This is a genomic window from Synergistaceae bacterium (assembly GCA_017444345.1).
In the GTDB taxonomy this organism is placed as follows: domain Bacteria; phylum Synergistota; class Synergistia; order Synergistales; family Aminobacteriaceae; genus JAFUXM01.
This window is the reverse complement of sequence record JAFSWW010000138.1, coordinates 1-23648: the sequence shown is the minus strand read 5'-3', so window position 1 is coordinate 23648 and position 23648 is coordinate 1. Positions and strand designations below refer to the sequence as shown.

The 23648-nt window shown below is 38.6% G+C and carries 17 protein-coding genes; 12 read left to right on the top strand and 5 right to left on the bottom strand.

Annotated features, from left to right (window positions below; translation table 11 throughout):
- Both IJS99_11010 and IJS99_11005 read left to right on the top strand, forming a co-directional pair.
- On the top strand, positions 1 to 1317 hold a 1317-nt coding region (locus IJS99_11010), incomplete at its 5' end, for a tetraacyldisaccharide 4'-kinase (protein MBQ7562337.1).
- Between the two features lie 15 nt (positions 1318 to 1332).
- Positions 1333 to 2490, top strand: a complete 1158-nt coding sequence (locus IJS99_11005) for a restriction endonuclease subunit S (protein ID MBQ7562336.1) — start codon at positions 1333 to 1335, stop codon at positions 2488 to 2490.
- On the opposite strand, the gene maf is transcribed toward IJS99_11005, so the two are convergent.
- The 5 genes from maf to IJS99_10980 form a co-directional block, all read right to left on the bottom strand.
- On the bottom strand, positions 2446 to 3024 hold the full coding sequence (gene maf, locus IJS99_11000; protein MBQ7562335.1) for a septum formation inhibitor Maf: 579 nt from the start codon (positions 3022 to 3024) through the stop codon (positions 2446 to 2448). The genes IJS99_11005 and maf overlap by 45 nt on opposite strands.
- Entirely contained in the window at positions 3024 to 3833 is an 810-nt protein-coding gene (locus tag IJS99_10995) for an undecaprenyl-diphosphate phosphatase (protein ID MBQ7562334.1), read from the bottom strand. The genes maf and IJS99_10995 overlap by 1 nt, the downstream gene beginning before the upstream one ends.
- A gap of 33 nt (positions 3834 to 3866) precedes the next feature.
- On the bottom strand, positions 3867 to 5642 hold the full coding sequence (locus IJS99_10990; GenBank protein MBQ7562333.1) for a ribonuclease J: 1776 nt from the start codon (positions 5640 to 5642) through the stop codon (positions 3867 to 3869).
- A gap of 116 nt (positions 5643 to 5758) precedes the next feature.
- A complete protein-coding gene (locus tag IJS99_10985; GenBank protein MBQ7562332.1) occupies positions 5759 to 8173 on the bottom strand; it encodes a toll/interleukin-1 receptor domain-containing protein in 2415 nt (804 codons plus the stop codon).
- 12 nt (positions 8174 to 8185) lie between these two features.
- The gene (locus IJS99_10980; protein MBQ7562331.1) at positions 8186 to 10108 is read right to left on the bottom strand and encodes a hypothetical protein; all 1923 of its coding nucleotides are present in this window, start codon (positions 10106 to 10108) and stop codon (positions 8186 to 8188) included.
- A gap of 414 nt (positions 10109 to 10522) precedes the next feature.
- Here IJS99_10980 and IJS99_10975 point away from each other — a divergent pair, with 414 nt between their 5' ends.
- From IJS99_10975 to mutS, 10 genes are all read left to right on the top strand, one after another.
- Positions 10523 to 10768: a hypothetical protein gene (locus IJS99_10975; protein MBQ7562330.1), complete on the top strand. Its 246-nt coding sequence runs from the start codon at positions 10523 to 10525 to the stop codon at positions 10766 to 10768.
- A 34-nt stretch (positions 10769 to 10802) separates the two neighbouring features.
- Positions 10803 to 13205 carry an SAM-dependent DNA methyltransferase gene (locus IJS99_10970; GenBank protein MBQ7562329.1) on the top strand — a complete coding sequence of 801 codons (2403 nt, stop codon included), beginning with the start codon at positions 10803 to 10805 and terminating at the stop codon, positions 13203 to 13205.
- Positions 13199 to 14323, top strand: a complete 1125-nt coding sequence (locus tag IJS99_10965) for a restriction endonuclease subunit S (GenBank protein ID MBQ7562328.1) — start codon at positions 13199 to 13201, stop codon at positions 14321 to 14323. Before IJS99_10970 ends, IJS99_10965 begins: the two co-directional genes overlap by 7 nt.
- The gene (locus IJS99_10960; GenBank protein MBQ7562327.1) at positions 14317 to 17382 is read left to right on the top strand and encodes an HsdR family type I site-specific deoxyribonuclease; all 3066 of its coding nucleotides are present in this window, start codon (positions 14317 to 14319) and stop codon (positions 17380 to 17382) included. The genes IJS99_10965 and IJS99_10960 overlap by 7 nt, the downstream gene beginning before the upstream one ends.
- Positions 17375 to 18094: a M48 family metallopeptidase gene (locus IJS99_10955; protein MBQ7562326.1), complete on the top strand. Its 720-nt coding sequence runs from the start codon at positions 17375 to 17377 to the stop codon at positions 18092 to 18094. The genes IJS99_10960 and IJS99_10955 overlap by 8 nt, the downstream gene beginning before the upstream one ends.
- 81 nt (positions 18095 to 18175) lie before the next feature.
- A complete protein-coding gene (locus tag IJS99_10950; protein MBQ7562325.1) occupies positions 18176 to 18607 on the top strand; it encodes an HIT family protein in 432 nt (143 codons plus the stop codon).
- 60 nt (positions 18608 to 18667) lie between these two features.
- Positions 18668 to 19891 (top strand): iron-containing alcohol dehydrogenase, encoded by a 1224-nt coding sequence (locus IJS99_10945; protein MBQ7562324.1) that lies wholly within the window; start codon positions 18668 to 18670, stop codon positions 19889 to 19891.
- An 89-nt stretch (positions 19892 to 19980) separates the two neighbouring features.
- Complete coding sequence (locus IJS99_10940) at positions 19981 to 20718, top strand: tRNA 2-thiocytidine biosynthesis protein TtcA (protein MBQ7562323.1); 738 nt, start codon at positions 19981 to 19983, stop codon at positions 20716 to 20718.
- 148 nt (positions 20719 to 20866) lie between these two features.
- Entirely contained in the window at positions 20867 to 21646 is a 780-nt protein-coding gene (locus tag IJS99_10935) for a hypothetical protein (GenBank protein ID MBQ7562322.1), read from the top strand.
- A complete protein-coding gene (gene mutS, locus IJS99_10930) occupies positions 21633 to 23456 on the top strand; it encodes a DNA mismatch repair protein MutS (GenBank protein ID MBQ7562321.1) in 1824 nt (607 codons plus the stop codon). Before IJS99_10935 ends, mutS begins: the two co-directional genes overlap by 14 nt.
- Positions 23457 to 23648: the final 192 nt, after the last annotated feature.

The following is a 23648-nucleotide window of genomic DNA, read 5'->3' as shown; positions in this document are numbered from 1 at the left end:
GCAATAAAGAGTAAAGCAGATTTCATAACGTGTACAGAGAAGGATTTATATAATTTTCCTGATAATTTCACTTGGCCGGGAGAAATTGCGCTCGTTATTCCCAGAGTCAAGGCCGTATTAAATGAGCCGGAAAAATTTTTTAACGCACTCACTCAAGCATTAAGGCCCAAAATTATAATTGCTTCTAATGGCTACGGGGAAGACGCTATAGGGGCAATGCTGGCCAAGAAATTGCGCGGAAAATTGCCGGAGTCAAAAATTTCAGGTTTTGCACTTGTCGGGCGGGGAGATTCTTATATTCGGGCAGGTTTTGATGTAATTTCTGCTCAATCTGTAACACCTTCAGGCGGAGTCTTAAAATATAGCTTAAAAGATTTATGGCGCGACGTTAAAGCAGGACTCTTGAAACAAGTTAAGGCGCAATTAAATGACTGGCAAAAAATTTCACACAGAATAAGGACTCCCATTTGTGCCGGAGATGTTTATTTATTGCTAAATACTTTGCTGGGATCGGGAGCGAGGCCGTTATTTCTAGCGACTGCAAAAACTGTATATCTTAGCGGACACTGGAGACTCGAACGTGCAATAATTAACGCTTTCACTCTCAGGACATGGGCAAGGGACGAGAAAAGCGCGCAGCAATTAGGCAATAAGGCAATTTATTCGGGCAGTCCTATAATGGATTTATTGTTAGAAGATAATAATTATAGCGATTCAGGAATTACCGGGAAAAATATAATTTTGCTTTTACCGGGCAGCAGGGCGCGGGCTTGTCAGGACGTGAAATTATTGCTTGACTCGGTCGAAATTTTACACGAGAAAATAAATAATTATAATTTTGTCATGGTAATAGCTCCGACTTTGCCGGTAAGTGAATTTCTTGATAATTGCGAGTCCCACGGCTGGGAAGTGAGTCAGGATAAAAATTTTTTGACGCGTAAAAATATAATTATTTCACTCAAATATGACAGTGTAGCAAGTAACACTAAAGGCGTTAAAATTTTATTAGGACTGGGAGGCACAGCGAATCAATTATGTGCGGGGCTGGGAATTCCCGTTATATCAATTGACGAGAAGGGCAAGAGAGTCCAGAAAAAATTATTAGGCGACTCTGAAATCTTAACGGAAAAAAACGCAAAATCCCTCGCAAATTCCGCACTAAGAGTCTTAAACGATTCAAAACTTTATGACTTCATGAGCAGTGCAGGACGCGAGAGAATGGGCAGCCCCGGCGCACTTGATGACATTGTAAAATTTGCCTGTGATAATTTAGGCTGGTCAATACGCGAGAAAGTTTACACGAAAATAAAAGCATAAAAAGGGGTCATTACAATGAGCAAAAATATTTTTTGTCCTGATGGAGTCGAATTTAAGAAGTTAGGCGATATTTGCGAATTTAATCGGGGGACATCTCTTACTTCTGCGCGTGCTGTAGCTGGTGAAATTCCTGTTATTTCAGGTGGATTAAAACCTGCGTTCTATCATAATATATCAAATCGTCCGGCAGGTTGTATTACTGTTGCTGGGTCTGGCTCTGCTGGATATGTAAGTTTTTGGGAAGTGCCTATTTTTTGCGCGGATTCTTTTACTGTTGACCCTAAGAATACAAATGAAATTTTGAGCAAATATCTTTATTATTATTTGACGAACATACAAGAAGAAATTTACAGGCGCAAAAGTCCCGGACCAATTCCGCATATATACGGCAAAAATTTAGCAGATTTTATGATCCCCCTCCCGCCGTTAGAAGTTCAACGCGAAATAATACGGATTCTCGACAAATTCACAGAACTTACAAGAGAACTTACAAGAGAACTTGAATTAAGAAAGAAACAATATAATTATTATCGCGATAAATTATTAACATTTGATAATTCTATAAAATGGGTAACGATTGAGGAATTATTTGACATTCGCACCGGTTATACGCCGTCAAAACGCAATGATTCATACTGGGAAAATGGAGTAGTGCCGTGGTTCAGAATGGACGATATAAGGATGAACGGCAGAATATTATCATCAGCAATGCAAAAAATTTCGCTCGAAGCAGTAAAGAATCGCCCATTTCCTGCGAACTCGTTAATAATATCGACCTCCGCGACAATAGGCGAACACGCATTAATAACGGTTGATTTTCTAGCAAATCAGAGATTCACGTGTTTAACTATCAAGAAAGAATTTGAATCCGAATGTGATATTATGTTTGCATTCTATTATTGTTATGAGCTAAAAAAATTATGTTTGCAAAATCTTAATCACGGCCATTTTGATTCGGTCGACATGAAAAAATTTCGTTTATTCCGATTCCCCCTCCCGCCCATAGAAGAACAGCAGCGAATCAGCGCAATACTTGATAAATTTGACTCGCTCTGTAATAGTATAACTTCAGGCATTCCCGCAGAGATAAACGCCCGACGCAAACAATATGAATATTATCGTGATAAATTATTGACTTTCAAGCAAATTGACTCCGAACTCACGCAGCATTAATCCCAGTCTGCACACAGGAAGACCGACAACGTTAAAATAATCGCCCTCGAGTCTTTCAACTAAGAGCGAGCCTACACCCTGAACAGCATAGGCCCCGGCCTTGTCATCGCTTTCACCTGTTGAGATATACGCGCGGATTTCTGACTCGGTTAAATTCCGGAATTTGACTCGCGTGTGTTCGACGTGAGATAAAATTTTATTATTTTCGCAAATCGTCAAGCCCGTCAAAACCTCGTGAGTCCTGCCCTGAAGAGTCATTAACATATTAAATGCGTCTTCTCTGTTATGCGGCTTCCCTAAAATTTTATTATTTATCACTACAATAGTATCAGCTGCTATTATTATCGAGTCCGGGTAAACTCTCGCGCCCGCTGCTGCCTTCAGACGCGATAACCTCCCGCATAAATTTCCCGGTGATTCGTGATCTAAAATTTTCTCGTCTACATCAGGTTTATAAATCGTGAAATCGAGTCCGAGTTCCTGCAATAAAGCCCGCCTTCTCGGACTCCCTGACGCTAAAATAATTTTATGCATTATACGATTCTCAGCGAAAATAGAATCACAGCCGAGCCCGCAATCAAGCAATACAGCCCGAAATAAGCCCATTTGCCTGCGAGAATTAATTTTCTCATGAATCCCAGCGACGCAAGACCGAGAACGAACGCCGCAATTACCGCCCATATATAGCCGTCGGGCATGAAAACAACTTCACCTGATTTAATAAATTTCAGAGCCTCTAATAAAGTCGCGCCTAACACAGCAGGAATCGACACAAGAAATGAAAATCTGAACGCCTCAGCCGCTCCGAGTCCCATAAACAGCCCCGCAGCTAGAGTCATTCCTGAACGAGACACCCCCGGCAATACTGCAATACCCTGCGCAATTCCCACGACAAAAGCAATTTTTAAGAGTGATGAGTTTCTCCGCCTGTCTGACATTATGGGCACAAAAATTAACACGAAAGCCGTCAATATTAAGCCCGTCCCTATATAAATAGGCCTGTCTGTGAAAATGTCTACTACTTTGCGCAATGGAAGACCGATTAAAGCCGTCAAGAAATTTGCTATCAAGATCGCCCAGCCATAAGCCCAGCCGCCCGCCCTCTTTCTTGAGACCCAGCCGCCCAGCCATTCAATTATGAGTCTTATAATATCGTGCCTGAAATAAATAAATACTACTAAGACAGTAGCACAATGAAGCAATAAATCAAATGCTACGAGATTTTCATTTACAAAGCCGAAAAAATTTTGTAGTATTGCCAAATGTCCCGAGCTGCTCACCGGTAGAAATTCGCAAATTCCCTGTACTAAGCCTAATATAAACGTGTGTAAATTGAAGCTCATTAATAAATTAATCCTCCCAGTGTAATATAAATATTAAAAAAAGTCCTTCTCAAAAATTGCCGTGTCATCATAATAGCCCGAACGCTTTAACGATATTACAGGCAATATTACCGCAAATGATGAGTTGCGTTTTCTCAATACATCGCGGACTCTTGTCTTAATTGCCCGTTTGAGTGAGTCAAGATTGACTCTCTTCCCTGCTGATTCAGTAATGACTCGTTCTGCCGTTGCGTATAACTCGTTAAAAATTTGCTTTGTGTCATCAGAGATAAATACGCCTTGAGTCTCAATTGCAACAGGAGCTAATAAATTCCCCCTGTCATCTATAGCAGCAGACACCACTAATACGCCCTCTTCTGCGATTTCTCGGCGTTCCTTCATTACTTCACTCTTTATGCTTCCTGCCGCGTTGCCGTCAACAATTACTGCGCCTGCCTGAACATGTCCGTGTTTTTTCGGGAATGAATTCCGCGTGAAAGTCAATATATCCCCGTTGACCATTAAGAAAATATTGCGTGAAGGGATTCCTACTTCCTGCGCTAATTGTGAGTGCCTGACTAAATGTTTATATTCGCCGTGAATCGGGACAAAATACTGCGGGCGGGTTATGTTCATAATGATTTTAAGTTCTTCGCTTGAAGCATGGCCGGAGACGTGAATTTGTCTTTCTTTCTCGTAAACGACTTCACAACCCTGAGCAAAGAGTCTATTAATCGTGTTATTTACGAGTTTTTCATTTCCTGGAATAACTGAAGCAAGCAAGAAAACTACATCATGTTCACCGAGTATAATAGATTTATTTTCGCCCCTGCTCATAGTAACGAGTCCGGAGAATGGCTCGCCCTGTGATCCAGTCGTAATTACTACTAATTGATTATCTGAATATTTCCAGCTTTCATCGATTGAAATAATCATTTTAGGGTCAATTTTGAGATATCCCAGATCCCGCGCAAGTTCCGTAATTCTTATCATGCTCCGGCCAAGAAATGCGATTTTGCGGTTAAATCTTGCTGCTACGTCGGCGGCCTGCTGGATTCTGTGTACGTTGCTGGCAAATGAAGAAATTATAACGCGCTTATTTCTATATGTCCTAAAAAGTGTCTCAAGAGTCCCCGATAAAATTCTTTCACTGGGTGTAAATCCCTTTCTCTCTGCATTAGTCGAATCCGAACATAACAGCATTATGCCCTTGTCGCCCTCTTCAGCCAGTGCCGCAAAGTCCGTAACTCTTCCATCAACAGGAGTCGAATCAAGTTTAAAATCTCCCGTGTGCAAAATTCTCCCTAAAGGCGTATCAATTGAGAGTGCAACCCCGTCCGGTATAGAATGCGCAACGGCAATAAATCTTACTAAGAACGAGCCGATTTGTATAACGTCGCCCGCTTTGATTTCATGAGTTTGAGGCTTATACCCCGGTAAATCATCTTGTAATTTATTCTTTATGAGTCCCAGCGTTAATTGAGTCCCGTAAATAGGCACGTCAAGACGAGGCAGCGCATATGGAAGTCCGCCCGTGTGATCTTCATGGCCGTGAGTTATGATAATTGCTAAAATTTTGTCTCTATTATTCTCAAGATAAGTTATATCAGGGACAATATAATCAATTCCGGGGAGTTCGCTGTCAGGAAATTTAAGGCCGCTGTCAATTACAAGAATCTCGTCATTATATTCAAGGACGTACATATTTTTGCCGATTTCTCCGAGCCCCCCTAATGGAATGAAGTTCAGATGTTCAACGTCTGAACCGTTAAATTTTCTGCGCTTTGATGTCAAATAATAGTTCCTCCTGTTCAAAAAATTTTTATATATAAATACCCGTCATGCTCAAAACGGGGAATAAATTCAAGTTTTAATATTTATTATTATATCCGGATAATTATATTATATTTCAGGAGTTATTATGCTAATTAACAAGAAAAATTTTATTATTTCATTAGAGATAGATATAATACAGGCACAAAACAAACGGGATTCTCATGCATTAATATAATAACCTGTTCAGCTTCCCAGATAATTGCGAATCTGCTTTCTTGAAATTTATAGAAAACTGTAAATTTATTAGCTTCTTCTTTGACGCCGAGACTCTTAAACCCGTTATTATTTAATTCCTGCTGATATTCTTTAACTTGATTGAGGCTGACTCCGTTGATTTTAACGCGGCAGATGTCGGGAACTCTTGTAATTTCGGAGCGGGGACTCGGAGTCGATTGTATTTTGCCATTCTCGCGCCAGAAGTAAAAAATTTCTTTATCACTGAACCATTTAGGCGAAAATATAAGGGGCGGCATGTTTGAGATTTTCATTAAATTTTGCTTGAATCTCTCTAAATCTTTATTATCGAGCGCATATTTTAGCATGTTAAATCTATTATTGCCGGCTCCTAAGACTTTTGCTTTATCGATTAATACTAAATTCTCAAGTTTATCTAAAATTTTTTGTGCTGAGTCCTCGATATTGTTTAAAGTGTCGGGGATTTTGCGTTGATTCGCCCGTGTTTCAGGACAATATTTTGCGAGTAAAAGCTCAAATTTTTTAGTTACAGCAGGATTATTTATATTTGTCAAAACCCAGTCGGCTATGTTAGCTAAATATTTTATATTGCAGTCTAAAATTTGCCTGTAAATATCAGCATCACGCATACAGACTGCCCAGTCATCACGGAAAAATACATCTCTCATAATGTGATCATTGAGCGTGAGACAAGTATTTAACTCTGAAGCCTTCTCAGAATCGAACATTAAGGCAAGATTACTCAAAAAATTTACATCGATTTTGTGATTCATTAATTTTTGCCTGTCATTATCCGTCATTTCAAGAGGCGGGAGCTTGCATTTAATAATATCTGCCCTAGCTATTTGAACAACTGCGCGCGCTATTTGGAGGGATTCCCATGTTCTTTTGCGGTCAAAATTTTCGAACGAGTCAAGAATCCATTTAATATTACTGCAAATAATTTCACGGTTATAAATATATGCGAGTAAGTCATTTAACATTCTTGATTCTGATTTATTATCGTCTGAAATAACAGGCTGATTTATAAATATTTCGTCATCTGAAGTAATAACAGGTTTTGCCGGTGCTGTTGATTTATAAGCCTCTAAGACTCCCAGCGAGTTTAATTTTTGCAGATAATCATTTCTTGAGCCTTTGAGCCGTGCCAGAGATTCCCGCGCTTGTTTAGGATTTTCGCCCGTTAAATGCTCGTTTTGCTTGGGAACTGACGAGAATAAATTATTATATGCCTTTGCTGTTACTGAATTATCGGCGTACTTCCCTGTTAAATGAGGCGTGCAGACAATTTGATATAATTCTGCTGTTATATTCGCGTCAACTTCTAAAATATCCCGCAAAATTTCAGGGTAGGAACTATAATATTTTCTTGCGTAATCATCACTCATAACGAATTCTAATACACTAGCAAAAAATTTATATTCGTCTTCCCGGCTATCAGGCAGAGTCAAAAGCTCGGCGCATTCGTGTTGACTCATGGGCTGTCTTGATGACGGCATAACTTTGCCGGTTTTAAGCATGTCAGCTAAATATTGCACTGAATTCTTATCGGTCATTGCCCTGTATGAAATTTGCTGATTATATAAATTTAATTGCTTCGTGAATTCAGACGGATTATTAATTGCCGAGTCCGTTAATTTGTGTAAATTTTCGTATTGATTTCCTGCTCTCACATATGAAGCGAGCGCGTTATACATTACATTTTCTGCGTAAGTCTCATTATAGGGCGGCGGTACCAGCATAAAACCTATAATTATCAGCGCAAAAAATAACGAGACAAGTATAATATTTTTCCTTCTGCGTTCTTTGCGGCCCCTCTCTACAAAGTCATCAAGATCGAGTCTCAATAACGTAGCAATAAGCCTTAAGAAGGACTCATACATGCCAAATTTTTTAAGGTCGATTCCAAGTAATTCATTTTCGCGGGGTAATTCAAGAATTGCGGGCGGGAAACATTCAAGCGAAATATTTTCACAGTGAGGGACTCCGTCAACAATAAACGGAATAATATGATCACCCCGGCCGAGTTTTATGAAATAATTTACTTCGTCATTAACATATTCAGATTTTGCGCTGTTCGGTGAGCATATCACGATTAAATAATTAGATCTGTCAAGATTTTCCTGTAAAGCAGTCTTTAAATTCCCCTTGCCCACGAGGTCAGAGTCATCTATGAAAATGGGACTTAATTTTTTAGGCAGATCAGGATTATTTTTTTGCAAAGCTGCCGGCAAATGATAGTGTTCTAGTTTTCGCTGTAATTTTTTCGCAATTTTCTTGTCTGCGTGGCTGTAACTTATAAACGCGTAATATTTAAAAGTTTCATTCATGATAAATAATAATCAGCTTTCTTTAGAGTCGGCTTGTATTAAATTCATAATTGTATCGACATTTCCTCTGTCATGATTCTTATAATTCCTGTTATTATGAATTAATGAATCTTCGAGTCTTGAAATCTCGTCAAGTTTGTCCCAGTCAACAAGGCAGACGTGCTTTAAATTTTCCATGTCCTTACTAATCTTAATTGATGATTGGCCAGATTCCTTGATTTCGTGATTGTATTCTTTTATGCGCGCTGTAAATTCTGACTTGTCCATGACATCAAAGCCAAATGTATAATGAAATGCGCACCATCTTAAATGCTCACTTTTTGCCAAATTCTCGCGCTGTTCAGGAGTCAATTTTTTTGCATTAATCCGCTTTATCAATGGGATCAAGTAATCAACAGCTGCACGGCTGCTCATTCTGTCAAAATAACTGCATTGTCTCCAGTCTTCATATAAATTTCTCCCGCCTGAATATTTATGATTTAATTCCATTGCGTATTTATCGAGCTCTTCAGAGAAAAGTATTTCAGAGTCATATATCAAGTTAGACTCATAGCCCTTGACATCTTCAGAATAACATCTAACGCTTTCAGTGTCGCAAGTATATACATTCTTTGAATATCCCAGTGACTGCAGACGGTCTACTATTCTTATGGCCATTCCCCGCGTCATGTATTTATCTTCAATGCAGATTACTATATAATTTAACTTGGCCGCGTTTTCCTGCAAGAAAGAATATAATTTAGTGCTTCTTCCTTCCTGAGGCTCGAATATTATTTTATAATTCTTGAACATTTTAGGATATTGATACTGCACAAAACCTGCCCTGCGTTCAAAATTAGGGTCATAAATAGTTGCGTGAAAATTACTGCCCTCAAATTGTCCATTTGCTATAACTTTTCGCAAAACTTCATGCCCTATGCGTCCAAATCCAACTATGAGAATGTTAATATCTTCAGTAGCAAGCCCATTAGAGTCAAAATTTATCGCGTTACACAACGGGTATTTATGAATTAAGAGTCTTGCTGTCAGTTCGTGCTCATCAAATGAAATTACATCGCCGTAGCCGTAATTAGTCCCGTTTGCTTGAAATATCATTCCTTTCCATTCGTCAGTGCCTAATAATACGAGCTCCGTTTGTTCGGGAGAAATTTTTAATTTATTCAAGCTGTCTGACATTTTTTGAGCATATTGCAAATTTTTATCGTATTCACTTGAGAGCGCGTAAAGTCTCAATTTTGTTTTATCCGGCTTGACTCTGATTTCCTGCAAAAATGAATCTTGCGCTTTTATTGCCCCGCTGTCAGAGTAAGCAATACCCCCTAAATCTCTTATTGATGACTCGTATTTCTCATCGATTACGCTGTCAACATATATAATAATATCTCCCTTTTTCTCTATAATATTTCGGCCTAATGATATAGAATTAGCATTTACTCCGAACACTAATATAATATCAAACATATTCGGAGCTTTTAACCTGATCCATCGCAGTAAATCATTTCCGAATCGAGTAATTAAAGCGGTCGCCGTCGTGAAAAAAGCTATTAAATTAATCAGCAGAAACGCAAATACAGCAAATGGATTTCTTGAAATTGGCAGACTATAAAACGCGTCTCCATTAGGATAACCTGAAAACATTCTCCCGACATCTATTACAGATCTTACAGTTACATAGGGAATATAAAACAATGAAGCATACTCACTCTTGACCCATAATAATTCTCTCTTTACTTTCTCCGGCAATTCTAGGGCGGCATTTTCCAGCACTAAATAATTACATGAACAATATAAAATCATTCCCACTATAAACATCGCAGAAAAAATTATCTTTAGGAGCTTTGTCCTTTGACGAGGATATTTCGCGATATACATTAAAAGCGTTATACAAAAAATTGTAGAGAAAATCCACGAGATTATTACATTAAATAAATTCATGTTTCAGTGCCTCCCGACTCGGTGAAAATTCTAGCTTTTATTATATATGATTGATTAATTTATCGCGCAAAAATTTTATAATTCACACGCAAAAATCCCCCGCAAAAATTGCACTATAACAAAAAATTTTATCTCTATGAGTCTTTGTTAATACTTGAATAATATTATATTTTTGTAGCTGTAAATGCAGCTGTAAAACTGTGAGATTTTCACTAAAATTTGAAGACTGTTTTATGCATTATAACATGACTTTATACGCGCAAAAATTTATATTTCACACGCAAAAATTTCTCGCAAAAAATTTATCAACATAGCAAAAAATTTTTCTCTGTAAAGCATTGCAAATAAATTAATTATCTCAACTTTTTGTATTAGTAAATGTATTAGTAAAATCTGGGAGAAATCCACGAAAATTTGAAGTCTGTATTTATGGATTTGCTGAATTATAACATGACTATTTTTTTAGCAGGAAATAGCAAAAATTTTATATATAACTCGCTGCACAATAAGGCGGCTTTATACACAGGGAATCAGAAAAATTTTATAGCTCACTGCACAATAACACGGCTTCATACACGGGGAATCACGAAAATTTTTATATTTATTCTTGACATCTGCAAAAAATTTCTTGAAAATATATTAACTAATCGCAATTTATGATTATGAGATTATAATCTGAGAGGAAAATTTTACAATGCCCGTTAAGAAATCTGCTTTATACTCTAAATTATGGGAGGCCTGCAACAAACTACGCGGGGGAGTCGAGCCTGCTAAATATAAAGATTATGTGCTAGTCCTGTTATTCTTTAAATACGTCTCTGACAAATATAATAATGACCCCTTCTCCGAATTCATTATACCTGATGACGCGTCATTTAATGTGTTAATCAACGCAAAAAATAAGAAAGATGTCGGCGAAATTGTTGACAAAACTATACAAAAATTTATCGATGCTAATGAGTTAAAAGGTGCTTTGCCTGATGTCAGCTTTAATAATACTAATGAACTCGGCTCAGGCAAGGAATTAATTGATAAAGTTTCGGGCTTAATCGGAATATTTGAAGATCCTGCGTTAGATTTTCGCTCAAACAGGGCCAGCGGTGATGACATTATCGGCGACGCTTATGAGTATTTCATGATGAAATTTGCCCAAGAATCAGGCAAAAGCAAGGGACAATTTTATACTCCCAGTGAAGTATCAAGAGTTATCGCTAAATTAATAGGGATCGAAAATATTACCCAACCTGCTACTCTCTATGACCCGGCAGCAGGAAGCGGGAGTCTCTTAATTCGGGCAGCTGATGAGGCACCTGTTGACTCAAACGGGGACTCGCTGATTTCTATTTACGGTCAGGAAATCGACAACGCTACGGCAGGACTCGCTAAAATGAATTTCGTACTACATCAGAAGGGCACCGGCATAATCAAAAAAGGTAATACTCTCTCAGATCCTAAATTTCTTGACAAGTTCGGGCAGCTCCGGCGATTTGATTTCATTGTTATGAATCCTCCTTTTTCCGATAAATCATGGGCAGACGGCGGAGTCTCTCAAGATATTTATAAACGCTTTGACGGATTCGGGACTCCTCCGGAGAAAAACGGCGATTATGCTTGGCTCTTACACGTAATTAAATCGCTTGATTCTAATGGGAAGGCCGGAGTCGTTATGCCTCATGGCGTATTATTCAGGGGCAACGCGGAGGAATCTATACGGATTAATTTGCTTAAGACTCGTTATATTCGGGGAGTCGTCAGTTTACCGGCTAATTTATTTTACGGAACAGGAATTCCCGCATGTTTATTATTTATCGACAAATCAGACTCGGACAAACGAGAAAATATTTTCTTTATTGACGCAAGCGACGGATTCAAGAAAGACGGCAATAAAAACAGGTTACGCGAGCAGGATATTGAACGCATTGTAAGAGTCTATCACTCACAGCAGGAAATCCCCGGTTATTCGCGGCTCGTGCCCTATTCTGAAATCTTAGACTCAAACGCAGGAAATATGAACGTCCCGCGATATATTCAGAAAGAAGACGACTCACTCCCTCAAAATATACAGGCTCATTTACTCGGCGGAATTCCTGAACATGATATAAACTCGCTTAATAAAATTTGGCAAATATCTCCGGATCTAAAAGCTAAAATTTTTCAGGAAATCAACCCCGACTCAATCGAAAATTTTTTCATGAATGACGAGTCTTTACGCGCTCAGAAAATCAAAGAAGGCCAAGAAATTTTTACAAACTGGGAAGTCAAAGCACGTGAATTATTATTAAATGTCAATCAGGACTCAATCCCTAAAAAATTAATTCGTGAACTCGGTGATTTGATTCTGGGTGAGTACTCGAATTCTTTAATTATCGATAAATATAGCGTGTTCGATTGCTTAATGAATTACTGGAACGAGATTTTACAGGACGATATTTATATAATCAAGTCAAGCGGCTACGAGGCTGGGCGCGAAATCTCATACAACTACGACAAGAATAACAGAGTCAAAAGTTTTGACGGGGAATTAATACCGCGCGGAATTATTGAGAGCGTTTATTTTTCCGAGGAACTTGCAAAAATTGCTGACTTAGAGTTACAACTTGAATCTATACAAATAATTCTTGATGAAAAACTTGAAGAAGGTTCAGGCGAAGACGGACTCCTTAATAAAGTTATTAATGAAAAAGGAGATATAAAAATGGGTGATATACCGCCCAGAATGAAAGAATTAGAAAATAAGAGGCTTGACCAATCCGAAGAATATCGTGCAATAACGGATTATTTTGCTAACTTAGTAAAACAACATCGTATAATTTTTGATATAAAGATTGCAAAAAAGAATCTTGATAAACAAGTCCTAGAAAAATATTCACGTTTGACAGTTGACGAGGTAAAAAATTTATTGTTTACTCACAAATGGGCGGCTTTCTTGAGAGGGCAAATTAATAACGAACTCGACACAGTTTTAAATGAGTCAGCAGCAAGACTCGTGATTATCGCAAAAAGATACGAGCATACACTGTCAGAAATCGAGAATAATACACAAGAATCACGCGAGGCAGTGCAGGCAGCGTTGAAAGGAATGGGCTATAAATGGTAAATGTAAAACTTTCAGAAATTGCTTTCTTGAGAAATGATAGAATTACGGTATCCAAAAGATTATATATTAGTACGGAGAATATGAGACAAAATTTTAACGGTATTGATAAATATCAAGATAAACAACTTATAACGGGAATAGCTTTTAACAGTGGAAATATTTTAATTGCCAATATTCGCCCATATTTGAAAAAGGTTTATTTTGCGGATTTTTCCGGCGCGTGTAGTGCTGATGTTCTTGTGTTAGTTGCAAATGAAAATATTTATCCTAAATTTTTATATTATTGTATTGCGAACGAAAATTTTATTAATTATGTCATGAATGGCGGAGTTAAGGGGACAAAGATGCCACGTGGCGATAAGAAATATATAATGCAATATTCCATCCCCCTCCCGCCCCTATCAGAACAACACGCCATAGCCAACACCCTCGCAGTATTCGACAATCATATAAATAATTTATCTGAGTTAACCGCAAAAAAGAAAGCAATTCGAGAAGGTGCACTAAATGATTTAATGACTGGCCGGACGAGGCTTAAAGGCTTTTGCTCTGCGTGGGAGGTTAAGAAATTAGGGGATATAGGAGTCGTTAAAATGTGTCGTAGAATTTTCCAACATCAAACAAAACCCTTTGGACAAATCCCATTCTACAAAATAGGAACATTCGGCGGAAAATCGGACGCATATATAAGTCGTGAACTATACGAGAATTATAAACGTTTATATCCATATCCTAAAGTCGGCGATATTTTGCTTTCTGCTGCTGGTACAATAGGGCGCGCCGTTATGTTTGATGGTAGAGATTCATATTTTCAAGATTCTAATATCGTATGGCTTGATGTTAATCACGATATATTATGTAATAAATTTTTAATGTATTTCTATCAAGCGCACAAATGGCAAAATTTAGAAGGTACAACTATCAGAAGACTATATAACAGTATAATATTAGATACTCAAATCCCCCTCCCCCCCCTCACTGAACAGCAAGCAATCGCCGACACACTAACCGCCTTTGATAATGAAATTCTTGCGCTCGAGTCCGAACGTGATAAAATCATTCAGATACGTGACGGAGCTATGAACGATCTATTAACTGGGAAGGTGCGGCTATGTTAATCGAAAACGAGCGGCATTTACAGGAACGAGTCAAAAAATGGCTGATTGATGATTTAAAATATAACTTTCTCGGCAATCTTGAGAATCAAAATAATTTGCCCGTAATAAATAATTTGCTGCGTGAAAATCTTCTATCACGGAATTATAGCGATTATGTAATTAAGCAGGCTCTTGACTCTCTTGACAAGTTAATAAACACTCAAAGCGGCCCGCTATATAAAATCAATCAAGAAATTTATAATTTAATTCGTTATGGAGCGAACACTAAGGACGAGTCAGGAAATTATATAACTGTTCATTATATTGACTGGCTTAACACTGAGAGAAATAATTTTTACTTGGCCGAAGAGGTTACAGTCTCATTTGCTCAGAAAAAACGCCCCGACCTAGTTTTATATGTGAATGGTATAGCACTGGGAATGATTGAGCTAAAAAATTCATGTGTCGCCGTCGAAAATGGAATCCGTCAAATTATCCGCAATCAAAGCAAAGAATGCATACAAGAATTCTTTAATCCGATTCAAATTTTAATGGCTGGGAACGGCTCACAAGGTCTGCGCTACGGGGTAATAGAGACTCCGGAAAAATTTTATTTAACATGGAAAGAAGACATTAACGCAAAAGATTCACTATCTCAAAAGATTCGCGCTTTGCAGTCACAAGAAAAGAATATTTTACGAGACGGCATTATATCTTTATGTCAACATGATAGATTCTTGAGTTTGATTCATAATTTCATGATATTTGACAAGGGAGTCAAGAAAATAGCGCGTCATAATCAATTTTTTGCGGTGAAAGCTGCTCAGGAACGAATCAAACAAGGCGAGGGCGGAATAATTTGGAACACTCAAGGCTCCGGGAAGTCTTTAATAATGGTATGGCTTGCGAAATGGATTCGCGAAAATATTGATAACAGCCGAGTCGTAATAATCACTGACAGGGACGAATTAGACTCGCAAATTGAAGGCGTATTTATCGATTCGGGCGAGAAAACTATAAAACGTGCTAGGAGCGGCGGGGATTTACGGGATATTCTGAATCGTGATCAGGATTCAATAATATGCTCATTAATTCATAAATATGGTCATAACGTCAAAGGGGGCGCGGATATTGATTTATATATTCGTGAACTCGTTGATAATCTGCCGAAAAATTACAGTGCTAAGGGGCATATTATAGCCTTTATCGATGAGTGCCACCGTACAAATTCAGGGAAGTTACATCAAGCCGTTAAAAAATTAATGCCTCATGCTGTATTAATCGGGTTTACTGGGACTCCGTTGTTGAAATCTGACAAGCTCACGAGTTTGCAAATTTTCGGGCCGTATATTCACACGTATAAATTTGACGAGGCAGTAAGAGATAAAATTGTAGTTGATTTAAGATATGAAGCTAGAGACGTGAATCAATATTTGACAGATCCGGCAAAAATAGACGCTTTATTTGACGTTAAGACTCAGCAATTATCAGACCGCGCAAGAAATGAACTCAAACGCCGCTGGGCAACTATAAGCAAATTATACAGCTCGAAAGAAAGACTCGAAAGAATTGCAGCAGATATTATATTTGACATGAATAACAAGCCGAGACTCGTTAATAATTCCGGTAATGCCTTATTAGTCGCCGGGAGCATTTACGAGGCCTGCAAATACTGGGAGATCTTCCAGTCAAATAATTTTACCAAATGCGCAATAGTTACGTCATATTATGAGCCTTCAGAGAAAGATTTACGCACCGGCACAAGTGAAGATTTATACAAGGCAAAAATTTACAAGAGAATGCTAAACGGTAAGAGTGCTAAAGAATACGAGGAATCAGCAAAAAAATTATTTACTGACACGCCCGGACAAATGAAATTATTGATAGTTGTAGATAAATTATTGACGGGATTTGACGCACCGCACGCGACTTATATATATATCGATAAGAGCATGAGAGACCACGATTTATTTCAAGCTATCTGCAGAGTAAACAGGACTGACGGCGAAGAGAAAGAATGCGGCTATATAATTGACTATATGGATTTATTCAGGAATATAGAGTCAGCCATTAAAGATTACACTTCGGGAGCATTTGATAATTATGATAAAAGCGATATAGAAGGATTCTTAAAGAGTCGTTATGACGAGGCAAAATCTAAAATGTTAGGGAGTCTTCAGGCTTTGAAAGAATTATTTTCGGGCGTTAAGGACTCGCGGACTGACTCGGACTATATAAATTATTTTTGCGGTCAAGATAAACAGTTAGAGCGCGAGAATTTATACACTCTCACAAGTTCGGCGGCCCGTTCATTTTCTGATTGCTGTGATAGATTAGTATCTCACTATAATTATACTGAATCGCAAGTAAACGAGTTCAGGCAAGAAATCAGCGAGTATAACAGAGTCAAAGATTTCATAAAATTAGCTAGTCATGATTATATAGATTTGAAGGGTTATGACTCCGACATGAGATATATACTTGATACTTATATTCACGCGGAGGAGTCGCAGGTTATCAGCGAACTTGATAATATGTCCCTTGTAAAATTGCTCGTTGACAGTAAAAAATTTTCACGTGATGAGATTTTGCGCGGGTTTAACTGCGATGACAAGGCCAAGCCCGAAATAATCGAGAATAATATTTTTTATGAGATAATCCAGAAAATCAACACGAACGAGAAATATTATAATAATTTATCTGAAATGTTGAAAGCCTTAATTAACCGCCGTAAAAATGAAAGTATAGACTACGCAAAATATTTAAATGAACTTGTTGATATAGCGCGAAAAGTTTTACACCCTGAAGATAATATAATTTATCCCGATTCAGTAAGAGAGAGTCCGGCAAGACGGGCGATTTATGATTATTTAGACGGGGACGAAAATTTGACTCTGAAACTTGACGAGGCAATAAGACAAAGCATAAGGCCTGATTTCAAGCAAAACCCGCCGATAGCCCGGAGGATTCAGGGACATATTTATAATATTTTGCTGGATTCGGGCATGACCCCGGAGAACGCAGTTAATGAGTCAATCAAAATTTTTGAAATAGTGAAGGCTCAATCAGAATATGAATAAAAAATTTATGAAAATTGGCGGTCTCGATATAGAAATAATAAAACGCTCAGGGCAAAAGAATTTATATATACGTGTCAAGCCTCCTGATGGCGATATAGTTGTTAGTGTTCCTGCGAGGACTCCGGGAGAAGTCATAAAAAATTTTGTTTTGCGCAAGATTCCCGACATTCTCAAAGCTCAAGACCGTATGCGTAATCAGTTCAGGCAGTCAAAGCGCGAATATATTTCAGGTGAAAGCTGTTATTATTACGGAGTGCCTTATATGCTGCAAATTAATTATCATGACAAGAAACACAGCAAGATCGAACGAGTCCCGAATAAAATAATTATGACAGTTCCAGCCGGGACAAGTTACGAGAGACGCAAGAAATTATTAACAGAATGGTATCGCGCCGAGTTAAAGCAGATTTTACCGGTAATCATAAAACGCTGTGAAAATAAAATGAATCTTCACATAAACGCCTGCAAAATTAGAAACATGAAAACTCGCTGGGGTTCGTGTAATATCGCTAAAAAAAGTATATTAATAAATCTTCAGCTCGTCAAAAAGCCGCTTGAGTGCCTAGAATATGTTATGACTCATGAATTTATACACTTAATTGAACGCAATCACACGCACAAATTCAGAAGTTTATTAGATAAATATTACCCTGAATGGAGAAGTGCCAAGCAAATTTTAATAGATATGCCGTTAGATTACTGGGAGAAATAAATAAATTTATTGCATTTTCCGGCGTAAAGTAATAATCTTTAATAAATCCATAAATATTTTATTCAGGAGGCATATTTTATCATGAGCAGTATTCAGAAAGATAATTCTTGCGGTTATTGCATGAGGGGCGAACTTCTCGAACAATTCGGGATTTATATTTGTGATTTGAGCGTGAGTTCTCTAATTTTATTCAAGGAACAGAGCCACCCCGGACGCTGTATTGTTGCGTATAAAGATCATGTCAGCGAGATCGTAAATATTTCAGACGAAGAGAGAAACGCATTTTTTAGTGATGTCAACAGGGCTGCGAGGGCTATTCACGCGGCATTTAATCCCGACAAAATTAATTACGGCGCATATGGTGATACGGGCTGCCACTTACATTTTCACATTGTCCCGAAATATAAGAATGAATTTGAGTGGGGCGGAGTTTTCGAGATGAACCCTAAGAAAAAATTTTTATCAGAACAGGAATATAATAATATTATCGCAAAAATCAAAGCTAATCTATAAATAATTATTTGCGTTATAATTAGTCTAATCATTAAATGAAAGGATTCGACAAATTTTATCATGATGAGATTTACATTACCTAGTGATGTCTTTCACGGGAAGGGCGCACTTGAAGCACTCAAAAATTTGAAGGGTAAGAAGGCCGTTATTTGCGTGGGCGGCGGCTCAATGAAAAAATTCGGATTTCTCGACAAAGCAGAGTCATATCTCAAAGCTGCCGGAATGGAAGTAAGAATTATTGACGGAATCGAGTCGGATCCTTCCGTTGATACAGTCATGAGCGGCGCGCAAAAAATGTTAGAGTTCGGCCCTGACTGGATTGTTGCAATCGGCGGCGGTTCTCCCATTGACGCAGCAAAAGTAATGTGGATTAAATACGAATATCCCGACTGCACGTTTGAAGATATGTGCAAAATTTTCGGGATTCCTGAATTACGCAAGAAAGCCCATTTTTGTGCTGTGTCTTCAACTTCAGGAACAGCAACGGAAGTTACAGCATTCTCAATTATCACGGACTATAAAAAGGGGATTAAATATCCCATAGCAGACTTTGAAATCACTCCGGATATAGCAATAGTTGACCCTGAACTTGCCGAGACAATGCCGAAAAAGTTAGTCGCTCATACAGGAATGGACGCGATGACTCATGCGGTTGAGGCTTATGTTTCGACTGCTCACTGTGATTATACTGATCCGTTAGCTATTCACGCTATAGAAATGATCATGAATGATTTAGTCCCGTCTTATAATGGCGACATGAAAGCGCGCGGCAATATGCATAATGCCCAGTGCTTGGCCGGTATGGCTTTCTCTAATGCTTTACTCGGTATAGTTCACTCAATGGCACATAAAACCGGGGCAGTTTTCGCGGATTGCGGGGCACATATTATACACGGTGCGGCTAATGCAATGTATCTCCCGAAAGTTATAGCTTTTAATGCCAAAGACGAGACAGCTAAAAAACGTTACGGCGTTATAGTTGACTATATGGGAATCGCTGATAAAGGCGCGTCAGATAATGAGAAAGTTGCAGCATTAATTAAATTTCTCCGCAAAATGAATGACGATTTAAATATACCTCATTGCATAAAGAATTACGGCGCGGACAGTTACCCGACAGAAAACGGATTCGTCCCTGAAAAAATATTCCTTGAGAGATTACACGATATTGCAGTAAATGCGATTGCGGACGCTTGTACGGGGTCAAATCCTAGACAGCCTTCAGTTGATGAGATGGAAAAATTATTGAAATGCTGTTATTATGATACAGAAGTAAATTTCTAATTTATAATTTAGGGTATGTTGCGTAAAAGAAAGTGAGAATTCTTGCAAGTTCTTGCTTTCTTAATTTTATTTATTATATATAGCAAAAAATGTTTTATTGCAGCTGGAATTTATCTATATCTAAATCACTAAGACGCAAAATAGGCCAAGCTCTTGCAAACTGGCAAATGATTCAAGACGGCGATAATGTTTTAGTCGGCTTATCAGGCGGCAAAGACAGCTTAATACTTTTACACGCATTAAATGAATTCTCGAAACGCAGCCCCGTTAAATTTAATTTAGCAGCCCTCACAGTGCAATTAACAGGCATGAACACAAATATATTGCAGGATTATTGCGATTACAACAAAATAAATTATGAAGTCATAAATCAGCCCATAATCGAAATAATTAATGCTAGACAAGAAAAATCGCCGTGTTCATTCTGCGCAAATATGAGACGGGGGATATTAAGCTCATGGGCAGCAGAGAATAAATTTAATAAATTAGCACTCGGTCATAGCTTAGATGACGCTGTAGAAACTTTTTTCTTGAATCTATTTCACACGGGACGCGCTAAAAGTTTTATGCCCACTGCTCACATGTCACGCACAAATATAACTGTTATAAGGCCGCTAATTTTATCGAGTGAATCAGCAATTATTGACGAGGCAAAGAGACTCGAACTTCCCATTATTCCCAGTTCCTGCCCGTTCGCTGGTCATACTCAAAGGCAAAGAATGCGCGAATTTATTGCAGGTTTACGCGAAAATATACCGGATTTATACGGGAAGATTATTCACTCGCTTGAAAATTTATCGGACTCTGACAGCTGGAAAATTTTATAGTTCATTTGCAAATTTCTTCACACACTTTGTATAAGTGAGTCCCCCGCGCGTGCCTGATTCCTCCCACCCGCCCGCCCTAGAACGAGATTCCACGCCGCAAAAATGTTATAATGACTCTTAATATTTAACTAGAGGGCAAAATTTTTTAATGACTGACATAATACCGCCTGATGTGAAAATGACTCCGTGGCTGGAGCAATATAAAACTTTCAAGAAAGAATATCCCGACGCATTATTATTATTTCGCATGGGAGATTTCTACGAACTATTTTTTGACGACGCAAGAAAAGCAGCATCAGTACTTGATATAGCACTGACTGCAAGGGACTCGCAAAAAAAAATTCCTATGGCTGGGATTCCTCATCATGCTTTAAATTCTTATCTGGGACGACTCATAAAAGCCGGTTACAGGGCCGCAATCTGTGAGCAGATCGGAGAACCTAAAACGGGGGCAATCGTCGAACGCAAAATTATTAGAGTCGTAACGCCCGGAACTTATGTTCCTGAAGAAGAATTTACAAGCGAATCCGGACACTTGGCCGCAGTATATCCCGCAAAAAATAAAATCGCTCTTGCATTGTTAGCAGTTAATACAGGAAGACTCGAGGCGGGCACACTCAACGAACGCGACGCAGCAGCCGTTATATCAGCATTTGCACCCGGTGAAATTCTTTACCCGTCTAATATAAAAAATTTGCCTGAATTCTTGAGAGATTATAATTTATTGCCAGTCTCATATGAAAATTTTAAAATCGAGAATGCAGCGGGAAGGCTCAAAAATATTTTACATACTTCACGGCTTGAGGGATTCGGAATAAATGAGTCCGATTTATGCGTCGGTCCGGCATGGGCAGCACTTGATTATTTATCGGCGACTCAATTCAGCACGCTGAATCAAGTTCTAAATTTCGCCGTTGTTAGTTCGTGAAAGAATGAGTCTTGACTCAAGCGCACAAAGAAATCTTGAATTAATCCCTGAAGTCTGCTCAGTCGGCAGCGTGTCATTATTAACGAGTCTCGACAAATGCCGGACTCCTATGGGAAGGCGGACTCTTAGAAGCTGGCTTTTACGGCCTTTAATGGACATCAACGCAATCAAACGCAGGCAGGAATCAATAAAAATTTTTGTCGACTCACCGCTTGAATCTTCCCGAATTCTTGACATGTTAGCGGGAACTCGCGACATTGAGCGTTCATTATCACGTATAGCACTGGGAACGGCGAATCCTTTAGACTTGGCCGCAATTCGTGATACTTTGAGAATCATTCCCGATATAAAAGCTATTGAACTTGCCGAGCCGTTAAAGAGTTTGCAGGAAAATATTCCCGATTTGAGCGACCTGCAAAATTACTTGAATGACTCACTAGAAGAAGATTTGCCGCGAATACTGGGAACTAAGGCCGTTATCAAGTCCGGATTCAATGAAGAGCTTGACAAGTGGCGCGAGATCTCAACACAGGGCGAAAAATGGCTAAATGAATATCTCGATAAAGAACGTCAGGCAACAGCGACCCCGAAATTGAAAGCTGGCTATAATAATGCATTCGGCTATTATCTTGAATCTGGTAAGGGAGGACTCACAATTCAGCCGGAATATTTTAAGCAGACTCAGACTCTTGTGAATGCGAGAAGATTTGTAACTCCTGAACTCAAAAATTTTGAGTCAAACATGAATGCAAGCGAGTCGGAAATTTCAAGGATTGAGTCTAAACTTTATAACGAAATAATAAATCATATAATTTCATATAGTCAAAATTTGCAGCTGACTGGGCGTTTACTGGGTCTGCTTGATTGTGCTGCGTCATTTGCGGGGCTTGCTCGTGAAAGGAATTATATTTGTCCCGTTGTAGATAATTCGGATATAATCGAGATAAAATCAGGCCGTCATCCCGTTTTAGAGTATGAATTACGCGCGTCGGGTTTTGTTCCCAATGATGTAAATTTAGGCGGGGACTCTCGTGTAATAATTCTCACTGGGCCTAACATGGCCGGAAAATCTACGTGGCTTAGAATGACTGCTTTATTGTCTATTATGTCGCAGGCAGGTTTATGGATTCCCGCTGAGTCTGCTAGATTTGGACTCGTTGATAGAGTTTTCACCCGAATCGGTGCGCGTGATGATTTAGTTCGCGGCAATTCTACATTTATGATTGAGATGTTAGAGACTGCTAATATATTAAATAATTTGACTGACAGGAGCTTGATAATTCTTGACGAGGTAGGACGAGGCACAGCGACATGGGACGGAATGAGCATAGCTTGGGCAGTGCTTGAATATTTGGCGGTTGAATCTCGTGCAAGAGTCTTATTTGCGACTCATTGTCATGAATTAACTTGTTTAGAGTCAAAACTTGAAGGCGTGAAAAATTACAGCATGGCAGTTAGTGAAGGCTCAGAAGGAATTTTATTTTTGCATGAGATCATACCCGGCCCGGCGTCGCGTTCATATGGGATTGAGGTAGCAAGACTCGCAGGTCTGCCGAATATAGTATTGAGACGAGCATTTGAATTACTGGAAATTTTTGAGCGTGAAGGACTCGAATTACAACCTGAAAAAATCCCCGCTCCCTTGCCTCAAAATGCTTTAAAGCGTCAAATTATGTTATTATCGCCTGAGAGTGACGCAATTATTGAAGAACTCGCAGATCTGGACATAAATAATATAACGCCTCTTGAAGCATTAAAGTTATTGCATAAATTTAGCGTGAAAAGCAAAGAAGCTCGGAATCTCACATAAATTTTTGCGCGGTCTCTTATAATCTGTTATTATTCATGTAATATTATAAGGAGAGATTTTGCGCGGATGACTCACTTAAATTTTATAGCGGCCGGGCTTGCTGCTCTGGGAATTGCGGCGAATTTACTGCAAGTTTTTATTAATATCCCGTTTATAAATTATGCTGCTTTGATAGATATTATAAATTTAATT

Bases quoted from the DNA above. Each gene is read 5' to 3' on its own strand.
- IJS99_11005 (MBQ7562336.1), top strand. From the start codon at position 1,333: ATGAGCAAAAATATTTTTTGTCCTGATGGAGTCGAATTTAAGAAGTTA.
- maf (MBQ7562335.1), bottom strand. From the start codon at position 3,024: ATGCATAAAATTATTTTAGCGTCAGGGAGTCCGAGAAGGCGGGCTTTA.
- IJS99_10995 (MBQ7562334.1), bottom strand. From the start codon at position 3,833: ATGAGCTTCAATTTACACACGTTTATATTAGGCTTAGTACAGGGAATT.
- IJS99_10985 (MBQ7562332.1), bottom strand. From the start codon at position 8,173: ATGAATGAAACTTTTAAATATTACGCGTTTATAAGTTACAGCCACGCA.
- IJS99_10980 (MBQ7562331.1), bottom strand. From the start codon at position 10,108: ATGAATTTATTTAATGTAATAATCTCGTGGATTTTCTCTACAATTTTT.
- IJS99_10970 (MBQ7562329.1), top strand. From the start codon at position 10,803: ATGCCCGTTAAGAAATCTGCTTTATACTCTAAATTATGGGAGGCCTGC.
- IJS99_10965 (MBQ7562328.1), top strand. From the start codon at position 13,199: ATGGTAAATGTAAAACTTTCAGAAATTGCTTTCTTGAGAAATGATAGA.
- IJS99_10960 (MBQ7562327.1), top strand. From the start codon at position 14,317: ATGTTAATCGAAAACGAGCGGCATTTACAGGAACGAGTCAAAAAATGG.
- IJS99_10955 (MBQ7562326.1), top strand. From the start codon at position 17,375: ATGAATAAAAAATTTATGAAAATTGGCGGTCTCGATATAGAAATAATA.
- IJS99_10950 (MBQ7562325.1), top strand. From the start codon at position 18,176: ATGAGCAGTATTCAGAAAGATAATTCTTGCGGTTATTGCATGAGGGGC.
- IJS99_10945 (MBQ7562324.1), top strand. From the start codon at position 18,668: ATGATGAGATTTACATTACCTAGTGATGTCTTTCACGGGAAGGGCGCA.
- IJS99_10940 (MBQ7562323.1), top strand. From the start codon at position 19,981: ATGTTTTATTGCAGCTGGAATTTATCTATATCTAAATCACTAAGACGC.
- IJS99_10935 (MBQ7562322.1), top strand. From the start codon at position 20,867: ATGACTGACATAATACCGCCTGATGTGAAAATGACTCCGTGGCTGGAG.